Origin of the sequence: Pseudomonas promysalinigenes (assembly GCF_014269025.2) — a bacterium.
In the GTDB taxonomy this organism is placed as follows: Bacteria; Pseudomonadota; Gammaproteobacteria; order Pseudomonadales; family Pseudomonadaceae; genus Aquipseudomonas; species Aquipseudomonas promysalinigenes.
On the sequence record NZ_CP077094.1, the window covers coordinates 858596 to 871703 of the forward strand.

Here is a 13108-nt window from a genome sequence, read left to right on the forward strand (position 1 = left end):
CCCCTCAGAACTGGAAGTACAGGAACGGCGAGTAGCTCTGCGCCGAAAGCTTGAGGATCGAGGCTGCAAACAGCAGCAGGATCAGCGCGCGCGTCATCACCCGTGCCCAGTCCAGGCCGATCGAGCCATCGGCATTGACCTGCGCCGGGCTGCGCATGGCTGCCGCCGGCGTGGCGTGGCGGTAGAAATCGCGCAGGCCGAAGAACGCCAGGCTGAGGTAAGCGATCACCAGGGTCGCCACCTGCAGGCCGGTGAGCTGGGAGCGGTTGAGCTCTGACAGCTGCCACTGGCCGAAGCTGAACATGGCGCCATACATGCGGGCGGCGACGTCGAGGTTTTCGGCACGGAAGATCACCCAGCCGACCACCACCAGCAGGAAGGTGACGGCCCATTTCACCGGGTTGAAACGCTGTGGGTTGGTGTCGATACCCAGCGCCCGCTCGATCGCCAGCCACATGCCGTGCCAGGCACCCCAAATGATGTAGGTGAAGTTGGCACCGTGCCAAAGGCCACCGAGCAGCATGGTCAGGAACAGGTTGCGGTAGGTGTTGAAAGTGCCTTTGCGGTTGCCGCCCAGGGTGATGTACAGGTAATCGCGCAGCCAGGTGGACAGGCTGATGTGCCAGCGCCGCCAGAACTCGGTGATCGACTGGCTGATGTAGGGCTGTTTGAAGTTCTCCATGAAGCGAAAGCCCATCATCAGCCCCAGGCCGATGGCCATGTCGCTGTAGCCGCTGAAGTCGAAGTACAGCTGCGCGGTGTAGGCCAAGGCGCCAAGCCAGGCGTCACCGGTGGTGGGGTGCTGCAAGGCGAAGCAGTGGTCGGCTACCACGGCCAAGGTATCGGCGATGAACACTTTCTTGATGAAGCCTTGCATGAAGCGGGTGCAGCCTTCGGAGAACTTGTCCAGGGTATGGGTACGGTTGTTGAACTGGTCTACCAAATCCTTGAAGCGCAGCACAGGGCCTGCGATCAGGTGGGGGAAGATCGCCACGAACGCCGCGAAGTCGATCAGGTTGCGTGTGGCCGGGGTGTCACCGCGATACACATCGATGATGTAGCTGATCGACTCGAAGATATAGAACGAAATGCCGATAGGCAGCAGCACGTGGGTGAGGATGAACGGCTGCATACCGAACGAGGTGATGATCGCGTTGAGGCTCTCGACACCGAAGTTGGCATATTTGAAGTAGCCGAGGATCGCCAGGTCTACACCCACGCCCAGCAGCAGCCAGCGCTGGGCTGGCTTGGTGCGCACGCCGCACGCACCCACGCGCAGGCCGATCCAGTAGTTCCACAGGGTTACGCCAGCGAACAGGGCAAGGAAGTCGACCCGCCACCAGGCGTAGAAGATGTAGCTTGCGACCAGCAGCAGCAGGTTGCGATAGCGTTGTCCGCTCAAGTAGTACAGGCCGAGGAAGACCGGCAAGAACAGGAACAGGAACACGTTGGACGAGAAGACCATCCCGGTTCTCCTAGTTGTTCACAGCATCCGGGGCACAGCGCCCCCCAAACCCCCCACGCAAACGGCGAGGGATACCAAGCCACCCGAGGAGCGGGTGAACCCGCCCACACAGGGGATTACGTTACTTTTTCGATTCTGCGTTCGGGTCGTAGAGCCGGGTCACATCACCGCCCAGCCTGAAGCTGTTGAACGGTTGCATGCCGTGCTTGCGCTCGAGGGTGTCGCCGACGCAGTGGTAAAGCGCGCACCAGGGCTCGAGCCAGGAATATTTGTTGTCGACCTTCAGGTCCTTCATGTCCTGCTTCTCACCGGCACGGGCGGCAAACAGACGTGGATCGCGAGCACCTGCCAGCACGCCTTCGCCCAGGCGTTGCAAGGCAAAGTTGTTTTCGCGGCGCAGATCCACACCATTGGCCTGGGCGAAGCTGGCAATCATCGCCAGCGGCGGCAAGGCGTAGTTGTGATAGGCCAAGGCACGTTGCCGGCGTTTGATTTCGTTGGGCAAAAAGCCCTGCTCGTCGACCTGATTGGCGCCAATTTTGAATTCCTTCACGGCCCAGTCGAACAGGTCGCGGCGGTCGGTAGCCACGGCCGTGGCCATCACCGACCAGGCAGCCCAGTAGCTGTGGTTGTTGATTTTCTCCAGCGGCAGGTTGCTCCAGTCGCGAACGGTTTGTTCGGCAAGGCGGGCAAACCACTTCTCGATCTGTTCGGCCTGGGCCTGGTGCGCGGCAAGCGGGCGTGCGTTGGAGAACTTAAGCCGCAGCCAAGACCCGCTCATGCTGCCCAGCGCCCATTTGCGCATGGATTTGCCGGTATGGTTGTAATCGGTGGACATCAGCGCGTCGGCGCGCGCCCAGGTGCCGAGCCAGGTCAGGGTGCAGTCCAGCTGTGCGGGGCGGCCGTCACGCATGTATTGGCCAACCATCTTGCTGACGCCTTTTTCCAGCGTGGTGATGTCTTCGGTGGACGTGCGAAAGGCCTTTTCCGAAGCCAGGTTCAACGTCGCCCGGGCCTTGTCCGAGCCCTCGTATTTGCTGCGAAACTGCAGCGCACCGGTATACGGCTTGGGTGCCGGTTCACAACGGAAATTACCGTCGCCGGTCTTGGGCTTCTCGATTCCCTCGTAATAGCCCTGCGGGGGTACCAGCGCGGCGTGCGCGGCGCCGCCGCACAGGGCCAGGGCGAGCAGGGCAGGGCGGAACAACTGCTTGAAATGGGTCATGGGCGCCTCACTGGCCGGCCTGCGCGGTCTGCGCGGGCCCGGCAAAGTTGTTGCGTTTGCAGAGTTTGGCCTGGACTTTCTGGGTGCCGCTTTGCGGCCCTTGGACTTCGAAGGCCAGCAGGCTCTGGTTGGCCCAGTCCTCGTCTTCGCGCATCTGGAAGACGAAACGGCCATCGGTGTCGGAGGTTTCCGGCTTCTCCAGCTTGATGTCCTCGTGACGGCCATTGAGATACCACAGGGTGGCCTGCAGCACCTTCACCGATGGGTCGTCGAACTTCACATCCATCTGCAGGTTGCGGTTGACCAGGTTCTTGATCACGCCGCCCTTGCCGTTGACCATCAGCTCATTCTTGCCGGGCTTGAGGGTGGTGCTGGCGCTCATCAGCGCTGGGCGGTCGTCGCAGCCGTCGTCGAGCAGGGCGAGGATCTGCCGCCAGATGGTTTCCTGGTCCAGGCGGTAAAGCGGCGAGAATTCCCAGATAAGGATTTTTGGTGGGTTTTTCTGGAACTCTTCGCTGCCCAGGTACTGGATCATCGAGCCTTCCAAACCGCCACCGGGGAAGGCGACGTTGAGCACGTCGGCGCCGATGTATTGTTCGAGGAAGCCGGCGAAGTTGTAGTTTTTGCCGCTGTGGCTAGTGCCTACGAGGGTGATCTGGGCATTGCCGCCATCGCCGAACAGGTCGTCGCCGCCGCTGGAGCCTTTCGGCTCGGTGGCGAACTGATCCATGTACTGCACCGCATAGCTGGTGCCGCACAGTTGGCCGGCGACATTGTGCAAGGTGCCGGTCTTGCCCATGCGCCCGGACTTGTGAGTTTCGAATTCCTTGCGTGGTATGCCTTCGAAGGCCGGCATCTGGTGCACCGTGTCGGCCACGATCTTGGCCGCGCGCTGGGCACCGTAGGGTGTCCAGTGCTGGTCACCGCGGAAGTAGAAATCCTTGCCCTGGTCGGCGGCGGCCAGCTGCTCGTTGGTCAGTGGCGACAGGTCTGGCACGTTGTAGCCCATGCTGGCGAAGCGCTTGAGCATCGCCTGGTAGTTGCCCAGCGCCTTCTGGTAATCAAAGGCGGCTTTCTCTTTGGGGTTGAGCATGTTGCGGTTCACCAGGCCCCGGGTCGGCTGGTAGACCACCACCAACTCAACGCCACGCTTCTTGAACGCGTCGTGCACCTGCTGCAAGCGTTTGTAGCCGGCCGGCGTGGTGTTGAACTCGGTACGCAGGTCTTCACGGGTACGGAACAACCAGTCGCCCTGCGCCTGCACCAGCGTGGTGAAGTTCTGCTGATAGCGGGTGGTGTACCGGCTGGCGTCGTGTGCCTCGGGGCACAATTGGCAGCACGGCTCGGCGGTGAAGGTCGGGGCCTTTATCTGGTCGGCGCGCACGCCCTGGCTAACGGCCAAAAGCGCAGCGGACAGGCCCAGCAGTTTCATCAGGTGTGGAGTCATGGTCTGGGCTTCCTTAATCGATCATTTCGCTCTGGCGCTCGACCGGGTCGATCAGCACGGCCTTCTGCTGGCGCACCAGCAGGTCGAGGATTTCGTCCTGACGCTCGCCAAGCACGCCGTTGAGGCTGATGCCGCTAGCCTTGCGCGGGGCGAGCATGGACACCTTGTACAGCTCGACCGACAGCGGTGAGTCGATCGACAGCGGGCCGGAGCCATTGGCCGCCAGCTCGCCCCCGACCACGATCAGCGACACCTTGGTGTCGAAGGGGTCCAGGGCGATGTCGCGGTCGGTATCGGACAGGTCCTTGATGTGCCCGTACACGCCGACCAGCCCGTTGGCCATGGCGATGTTGTCGTACAGGCGAATGTTCACGCTGTTGCGCACCCGGATGCCGTGGCGACGGTTATTGATCAGCTTGTTGCCCCAGATCAGGTTGTCGCCGCTTTCGTACAGGGTGATGCCGTCGGTGTGGTTGCGATAGATCTCGTTGTAGGCCACCAGGTTGTTGATGCTGTTACGGTCGATCACCACGCCCGAGAGCTTGTTGTCGTAGCTCTTGTTATTGATGATCCAGCTGTCGTTGACCTCACGGGAAATGATGATCCCGTGCTTTTTCTTGGTGCCGTACACGGTGTTGCCGGCAATGATCAGGCGGTGCGAACGGTCGTGCGGGTCGATGCCATAGACGATGTTGTCGCGGTAGGTGTTGTCCTTGACCACGAAGTCCTGGGTTTCGTAGCAGTAGAAGCCATACCACATGTCGCTGAAGGTCGAGCCGATGATCCAGCCGGTAGGCTCGGCGCGGCCCATGCGCTTGGACATGTTGGGGGTGTATTGCGAAATGCTCACACCATACGACTTGGATTTGGAATAGCCAAAGCTGGCCATCTGGGTGTTGACGATGTAGGTCTCGGTGCCCCCCCACGAGAGCAGGAACGGGCGGAATTCCTTGGGCGAGCGGAAGGTCGCGGGGCCGTTGTCCTTCTCGCGCCAGCCGGTTACCTGGGTGTCGGTGACGAACAGCTTGCCATCGTTGATCACAAACGCGCCGCCCTCCTGGGACAGGCGCAGCTGCTTGACCTTACGGTCGATCTCGAGGATGCCCTTATGCCCGACCACGATCGGCAGGCGCGCCATGTACACGCCAGGTTCTACCTCGCGCAGGTACTGCTTGGGTACCTGCTTGCTCAGCTCCACCAGGTCGACATGGCCGTCATCGACGAAGATCGCTTGAGGAATCCCGTGCTGGCGCTGCACCCACTCGGCGGCTTTGTTGTCGCCGCCGATGAATTCCTTGAGGGTGTCCTCCTGGAACATGCGGCGCACGCTGACTTTGCCCTTGTGGCTGCGGTCGATTTTCTTCTGCACGGCTTGGGCGGTGTAGCCACTGAGGTCGGGCAGTTTTGGCGGGTCCATCTGCAGCGGCTCGATCGGTGCGCTGGCCACGGTATAAGTCTTGGCCTGCTGCAGGCCCTTGGCGAGCGTCTGTGGTTCTGCGGCGAAAGCCAGGCCACTGGTCAGCAGCAGGGCGCTGGCTAGAAGGCTGTGACGCAAGTGCGGGTGAAGGTTCATCAGGTTTCTCCCGGCTTCAGAAGCGCCAGATCACGTCGACGAAGGCGCGGTGCATGTACGAATCCGCTTCCTTGCCGTAGGCGTCGCCCGGCTTGAACACACCAGCGCGCAGGCGCACCAGGGCAGAGGGCTCGTCGATTGCCTGGCTCATCGAAGCCGGCAGCAGGCCTTGCTTGAAGTATTTGGTGACGACCAGGTCCATTTCCTGGCCGAGGTCTTTTTCGCCATCGACCAGCTGGCGATTCACGCCGTTGTCGTTGACCACTGCATTGATGCCGCTGGAGCCGATGTTCTGGTTGCCGTCGACCCGCCAGAACTTGTGGTAGATCAGGCTGGCGTCGTAGTCATCGCGCAGCTGCCAGGAGGCGAACAGCGTGGCGGCCTGCAAGTTGCCCAGCTCGCCACGGAACGCTTCGCCGAAGCGATGCACCCGCGAGCGGGTGCCGGTGTAGTTGGAGCGGTTACTTTCAAGTCCGGTCTGCTCGAAGTTGCCTGAGCCATCGTCGCCACCGCCGCCGCTGCCACGGGCATAGGCGGCGCCAACCTGCCATTGCGGGTCCAGGCGCAGACGGATGCCCAAGTCGGTGGCCCACGCGTTGACGTTGCCGCTCTGCTTGCCGGTCGCGACGGTCTGGTCAGCGACAGTCTGGCTGCTGAGGGTGTCACGGTCGCCGGTCAGCCATGTGACGCTGCCCCAGTAGTTGACGGTGTGCTGGTTGCGCCAGTTGTAGGCGTCGCTGTTGGCCTCAAGGCCCAGCCAGGTCAGGTCGCCGGTGCGGGTCTTGTCCAGCGCATCGACGGTTTCGCCGGGGTTTTTCAGGCTGCCACTGTCGTGGGTGTGATGCGCGCGCAGGCCGACCCAGTGACCCGGTGTCCACTGTGCGGCGACGTTGCCGTAAAGGTGGGTACGGTCCTTGTCTTGCGGGGCCAACTCGGTAAGGTCGGTACGGTACTCGCTAAAGCGCTGAGCCACGCCCAGGTCAGCCTTGAGCAGGGTGGTATCGAAGGTCCAGTTCAGCGCTTCGATGTTGGTGTCGCGCCACATCCCATCGTCGCTGCGCAGGCGCTGGCGGCCCAGGCGCAGTTGCTCCCCTGGGTAGGCCGTAAGCCCGCTGTAGCCAACCCAGAACTCGCGCATGGCCAGGTAGCTCTTGTCCTGCTTGCGCCCGTCGGCGGCGGTGTCGGTGGTGGTACCGTCGTCGTTCTGGCGCAACGTGTCGGTTTCGATGGTGTCGGTGGCGCTGACCGCCTGGCCCATGGCGAAGGCGCTCCAGTTACCGCGCTCGCCGTACACCCAAGGGCGCAAGTCCAGGCCCAGGCCGTTGACGTCGCCACCTGAGCGAGTGCCAAGGTCACGGTCGTCTTCGGATTGGCCGGTGATTTTCACATCCAGGCCGAAGTTCTTTTCAGCGGTCATTTCCGCCAGGGTCGGGCAGGACCACAGCAAAGCGAAGCTCAGGCCGATGCCGGCTTTCACGAAAGGGTTGAGCGTCATAGCGAGTCCTCACCGTCTACTTCTTTGTCGTCGTCCTGCAGGGCTTCGAGTGCCAGGGTGCTGTTGGCACCCTGCGCCATGCTGCCGCGGGCTTGCTGTTCCTGGGCCAGCACGTGCTGGGCCTGGCTGCGCTGCTCGGGCGTGAGCTGTTGGTCGAGCTGTTGCAGCAGTTCGCTGGACTGCGGCGTCGGGTTGGCCTGGGCCAATTGCGCGAATACCCAAGCGTTGTCTGGTTGCGGGCGAATGCCATGGCCTTCGCTGAACAGTTGGGCGAGCGCATAGTCGGCGCTGTTCTGGCCGCCACGGGCCGCGGCGAGCAGGTTATCGACGGCCTTTTGCGGCTCGACGCTGCCCAGATAGCCGCGGCGGTACAGTTGGCCAAGGTAGTAATGGGCGCTGGTTTCCCCTGCGTCGGCGGCAGCTTTGAGGTGCTGCTCGGCTTTTGGCGCGTCCGCAGGCAGGCTTTTGCCTTCGTAGTACAGGCGGCCCAGCAGCAGTTCGGCGCGGGGCTGCTCGGCTTCTCGGCCTTTGTCGATGTAAGCCATCAGCTGGTCGGTATCGCCCAGTTCGGGGAATTCGTACAGCAGCTGCGCCAGGCTGACCCAGGACGCTGGGTTGGCTGGGGCGACCTGTTCGAGCAGGTTTTTGGCGGTTTTCTCGTCGGTCTGGCCAAGGCTGCGGTCAGCCAGCACGCGGGCGACACTGTCGACCCGGCTGGCCAGTACGGCGCCACGGGCGTACGCGGACTTGAGCTGGCTGATCAACGCAGCCTGCTGATCGGCCTGGGCACGCTTCTGATAGACCGTGGCCAATTCCACATAGCAGATGTCGGTGGCGCTGAGCGCTGCCTTGCAGATGCGCTCGACTTCGGTCAGGTGCTGCTCGTAGGTGCCCTGGGTACGGTACAGCAGTACTTGGGCAAGGCCCGCTTCCGGGTTGCCGGCGGCGCGCCACTGGTCGATCTGCTGTTGGGCGTTGACCTTCGGGAAGCTTTGCGGGTAACTCAGGTACAACATTGCCAGCGGGATCAGGGTATTGCCCTGACCTTGCTCGGCGGCGAGCATGAGCTGCGTTTCTGCTTCTTCACGTTCGCTTTGGGTGCTGTTTGGCTTGGCCACCAGCAGGCGGCCCAGGCGTGCTTGAGCTCGCGGCGAAGTGGCAGCGGCAGCACGGTACGTCGCCTCGGCTTCCTGAATCTTGGCAGGGTCGCGCGTGGCGACCTTGATATCGGCAAGGCCCACCTGCGCGTCGCTGTAGCCAAGGTCTGCCAGGGCCTTGTAATTGCGTTCGGCAAGCGCCGTGTCACCGCGCTTGAGGGCTTCGTTGGCCAGGCGCTGGTCGGGCAGGCCGGCACAGCCGGCCAAACTGACCGCGGCGGCCAGGGCGCAAAGCCCAAGCCAGGGGCCACGGTGCTCGAGGAGTCTGCTGGTCATCGGCGTTCCCTCTTAGAGGCCGTGGGCCGAGGCTTTGTCGATCAGCCCGTTCAGCGATGGACCGCGGTCAGCGTTGACCGAGGCCGGGCGGCCGGCCAGTTCAGCCGGCATGGCGCTGTCGGGTTTGATCTGTACACGGATGTCAGAGGCCAGGTCGTCGCTGTTGAGGCTGGCGCTGCTGACGATCTGGCCGGTGCGCACTTCGTCTTCGCCAGCTACCTGGAAGTTGACTCGGGTGCCTGGCTTGACCTCGTCGAACTGGCGATAGCTGAAGCGCGCTTCGACCATCGGCTGGGTGGTGCGCGGTATCAGTTGGAAGATCGGCTGGCCCTTGGCGGCGTACTGGCCGTCGTCCACCAGTTGGCGGGCGACGACGCAATCGCATGGGCTGGTGAGCGTGCCGGAGAGCTGCTTGCCGAACAGTTCCTCGATTTTTGCAGGCTCCAGCTGCGAGTCGTCCAGGCTCCCTTTGAGCATGTCCAACATGCTGGTGGTGAAGCTGGCCAGCGGCGCACCCTTGGCGATTTGCCCGCCGATTTCGGCCAGGCTGTTGACGGTACCGTCACGCGGCATGGTCACGGTAGAAGTTGGGACGGCGACCACCCCGGCTTCGGCATGGCTGACGAAGTACATGCCGTAAAGCGATTTGGCGACGAAGCCGAAAGCGGCCACGCCTACCACGAACACCCCCAGGGTCACGGTCACGGCCTTCAGGCGGCCGAAGGCCGACAGGCCTGAGCCACTGTCTTTTTGCTTGCGTGCCTTGGTGAAGTTGTCGCGCTGCAGGGTGCTCAGCACATCGCCTGCGGTGATCAGCTCACCGGAAAGGTGACTGGTGATGATATGGCGCAGCGTCGCGATATCGCGAGGTTCGAGGTTCTGGAACTGCGCGCCGGTGCGGCCGGTGGCGTTGTCATAAGCGCGCACCTGGAACTCGATGTCCATCGACAGGCCCAGGTTGTCTACCGTGAACTGCAGGCGACCGCGCAGCACTTCACCGACCGACAGCGGCTGCTTGCTGTGGAAACTCAGGCCGCCGGCAGACAGGTCATCGACCTTCACATCCTGAGCCTGGCGGTCTTTGTCCAGAAAGCGCAACTTGGCCGGGATGCGCACCCGGGCGTGTTGGCGCTGGGCTTCGGACTCATGCACGACGTTGACGTTCACGGCGGTATTCATCTTGGTTTGTTCCTGTTAATTCCGATCCGGGTTGGGCTCACACGACCATGAACAGCACAGCAACGAAAATGCTGGCAGCCGAGAAGGTCATGGTCCGCGAGGACCAGGTGTTGAACCATTGTTGAAAACTGGCGAGGTCACGCTTGAGGGCAGTCGGTTGGCGGGTCCAGGACTGCTTGTCGAGGCGGAAGAACACATAGATTTTCATCAACGCGCCGACGATCTGGTTGTAATAGAGAATCAGCGGGTAGGCCGGGCCCACGTTGTGCCCAGAGCACAGCAACATGATGGTGAGGATCAGGCGAGTGATGCCGATCCACAGCAGGTAGACCAGCAGGTACGCCATGCCGAATTTGAGGCTGGCGATCACCGCCACGGTCAGGCCGAGCAGGCTGGTCCACATCGACACCCGCTGGTCGAACAGCACGATGCTGGTGAACAGCCCCAGGCGGCGCAGACCAAGGCCCAGCGCCCGGGAGTTCTGCCGCAGGTTGTTGCCATACCAGCGGTACATCAGCTTGCGGCTGGCCTTGAGGAAGCTCTTTTCTGGCGGGTGCTCGACCGTGTTGATCGCCGCATCTGGCACGTAGAAGGTGTCGTAGCCAAGGCGCATCAGGCTGAACCAGCTGGACTTGTCGTCACCGGTGAGGAACTTGAAGCGGCCCAGGCGCCAGTGCATCAGCGAGTCGCTTTCGACGTCGGCGATGAACTCGGGGTTGGTCACCACGCTGGCGCGGAACATCGACATGCGCCCGGTCATGGTCAGCACGCGCTTGGACAGGGCCATGGAGCACATGTTGATGTGGCGTTGGGCGAAGCGCAGCTTGTGCCATTCGCTCATGATGTAGCCGCCGCGCACCTCGCAGAACTCGTTGGTGGTCAGGCCGCCGACGTTGGGGTACAGCTTGAACCACGGCACGGTCTTGCGAACTACGCCTTCGCCGAGCACGGTGTCACCGTCGATGACTGCCACTACGGCGTTCTCGTCGGGCAACATCCGCGAAATCGCTCGAAAACCATAAGCCAGGCCATCGCGCTTGCCGGTGCCAGCGATGCGCACGATATCCAGGGTGACATGGGAAGGGGGGTTGTATTTGGCCCACAGGCTCTTGACCAGAAGCTCATCGGACATCTCCACCAGCGAGCACACCACGGTGGTGGGGTAGCCGCATTCGATGGCTTCGCGAATCACCGAGCTGTACACCTGAGCGGTGGTCAGTGCCTCGATACGAAAGCTGGTGACCATCAGGTAGACGTGCGATGGCGCAGCGGCATCGCCCATCTTCTGCACCTTGCGGCGCAGGTAGGGGTACACGCCGTACAGGAAGATCATGCCGCGGATGAAGTGAGTGGCGCCCATGGAATAGCGCCAGATGCCGACTGCGCCGACCAGGAAGATGAAGTGCTTGGACTGCGAGTCGAAGATTTCGGCTGGCAGGGCCAGGGCGATCAGCATGAGCAGGCTCATGTAGAGCAGCCACCCGGCGCACTGCAACAGCACTGTCTGGAGCCTTTGCATGTTCAGCATCCGTGGAAAATTCGGGAAAAGGTGGGCAGCGGTGGTGGGGAGGCCACCGCTGCCCGATCAGGCATTACCAGCAAATGCCTTCGGTACGGCTGGTGGAGCAGCTGGGCTTGCTCATGAAGCCGACCAGGTCGATCACCTGCTTACCGGCCGGCGCTTGCTCGGCCAGGGCACGGAACTGCTCGTCACGGTTGCCCAGGACGATGATGTCGGCGTTGTCGATGACCTTCTGGAAGTCGGCGTTGAGCAACGACGACACGTGCGGAATCTTCGACTCGATGTACTCTTTGTTCGCCCCATGCACGCGGGCGTACTCGACGTTCTCGTCGTAGATGTCCAACTGGTAGCCTTTGCCGATCAAGCGTTCGGCCAGCTCTACCAGCGGGCTTTCCCGCAGGTCGTCGGTGCCGGCCTTGAAGCTCAGGCCCAGCAGGGCAACCCTGCGCTTGTCGTGGGCTTCGATGATTTCGAAGGCGTTCTGGACCTGCGACTCATTGCTGCGCATCAGCGAGTCCAGCAGAGGTGCCCGTACATCGAGGGAGGCGGCGCGGTAGGTGAGGGCACGCACATCCTTGGGCAGGCACGAGCCCCCGAAGGCAAAGCCTGGGCGCATGTAGTACTGGGACAGGTTCAGCACTTTGTCCTGGCAGACCACTTCCATCACGTCACGGCCATCGACGCCGACGGCTTTGGCGATGTTGCCGATTTCGTTGGCGAAAGTGACCTTGGTGGCGTGCCACACGTTGCAGGTGTACTTGATCATCTCGGCCACTTCGATCGGCTTACGGATGACCGGGGCATCGAGTTCTTCGTACAGTGCCTGCAGCACGTCGCCGCTGGCGGTGTCCAATTCACCGATGACGGTCATCGGCGGGTGGTCGTAGTCCTTGATCGCGGTGCTTTCACGCAGGAACTCCGGGTTCACTGCTACGCCGAAATCCACGCCAGCTTTCTTGCCCGAGCAATCTTCCAGAATCGGAATCACCACATTCTTCACGGTGCCTGGCAGCACGGTGCTGCGCACTACGATGGTGTGGCGGCGCTGGCTGTCACGCAGCACGTAGCCGATTTCGCGGCACACCGACTCGATGTACTCAAGGCCCAGGTCGCCGTTCTTCTTGCTTGGCGTACCTACGCAAATCATCGAAACGTCGCTGGCGCGAATGGCCTCGGCGAAATCGGTGGTGCCGCGCAGTCGGCCATTGGCGATGCCTTGTTGCAGTAGTGCTTCCAGGCCAGGTTCGACGATGGGCGACTTGCCCTGGTTGATCAGGTCGATCTTGGTCTTGGACACATCCACACCAATCACGTCATGGCCCCGCGCCGTCAGGCAACCTGCACAGACTGCACCCACATAACCCAAACCAAAGATGCTGATACGCATCGCTATCACCTCATGTGTTTATCACGCCAGCTCCTGAAGAAGAGCCGGACTGGGTTGATTAACAACAGTTTTCGGGCGCACGGTTACATGGCGAAATGCACACTTCGCCGAGCGCAGGCATGAATAAATCCGTCATGCACAATGTCGTGCACTAAAAGTTGGCAGTTATTCGCCGGTTATCTAAAGGCGTGCCCTGAAATGCAGCCGTCCTTTCTGCAAAGCGCAACTAGACGCTTTGCTGTGCTTGTTCTTTCAAATGGAAAAACCTATTGAAATCAACCACTAGGACGATTCTGAGGGCGCGTCATTCCTCTATTGAGGCGGGTTCTGAAAAGACCCGCTGCACCTTTTGAAGTTAATCAGGCAGAAAAAAGAGTTCTGC

The 13108-nt window shown here is 61.8% G+C and carries 9 protein-coding genes; all 9 read right to left on the reverse strand.

Annotated features, from left to right (window positions below; genetic code table 11):
- Positions 1–4: 4 nt before the first annotated feature.
- A complete protein-coding gene (locus tag HU725_RS04045; protein ID WP_186477458.1) occupies positions 5–1465 on the reverse strand; it encodes an MBOAT family O-acyltransferase in 1461 nt (486 codons plus the stop codon).
- A gap of 121 nt (positions 1466–1586) precedes the next feature.
- On the reverse strand, positions 1587–2690 hold the full coding sequence (locus tag HU725_RS04050) for a mannuronate-specific alginate lyase (protein WP_186477459.1): 1104 nt from the start codon (positions 2688–2690) through the stop codon (positions 1587–1589).
- A gap of 7 nt (positions 2691–2697) precedes the next feature.
- Positions 2698–4137, reverse strand: a complete 1440-nt coding sequence (locus tag HU725_RS04055) for an alginate O-acetyltransferase (RefSeq protein WP_060478978.1) — start codon at positions 4135–4137, stop codon at positions 2698–2700.
- Positions 4138–4150: 13 nt separating this feature from the next.
- Positions 4151–5710, reverse strand: coding sequence for a mannuronan 5-epimerase AlgG (algG, locus tag HU725_RS04060; protein ID WP_186477460.1), 1560 nt, complete (start codon positions 5708–5710; stop codon positions 4151–4153).
- Between the two features lie 16 nt (positions 5711–5726).
- On the reverse strand, positions 5727–7205 hold the full coding sequence (locus tag HU725_RS04065; protein ID WP_186477461.1) for an alginate export family protein: 1479 nt from the start codon (positions 7203–7205) through the stop codon (positions 5727–5729).
- A complete protein-coding gene (gene algK, locus HU725_RS04070; protein WP_186477462.1) occupies positions 7202–8638 on the reverse strand; it encodes an alginate biosynthesis TPR repeat lipoprotein AlgK in 1437 nt (478 codons plus the stop codon). Before algK ends, HU725_RS04065 begins: the two co-directional genes overlap by 4 nt.
- Before the next feature lie 12 nt (positions 8639–8650).
- On the reverse strand, positions 8651–9817 hold the full coding sequence (locus tag HU725_RS04075; protein ID WP_060478982.1) for an alginate biosynthesis protein Alg44: 1167 nt from the start codon (positions 9815–9817) through the stop codon (positions 8651–8653).
- 37 nt (positions 9818–9854) lie between these two features.
- Complete coding sequence (locus tag HU725_RS04080; RefSeq protein WP_081016667.1) at positions 9855–11336, reverse strand: glycosyltransferase family 2 protein; 1482 nt, start codon at positions 11334–11336, stop codon at positions 9855–9857.
- Positions 11337–11409: 73 nt separating this feature from the next.
- Complete coding sequence (locus tag HU725_RS04085) at positions 11410–12726, reverse strand: nucleotide sugar dehydrogenase (RefSeq protein ID WP_060478984.1); 1317 nt, start codon at positions 12724–12726, stop codon at positions 11410–11412.
- Positions 12727–13108 lie beyond the last annotated feature (382 nt).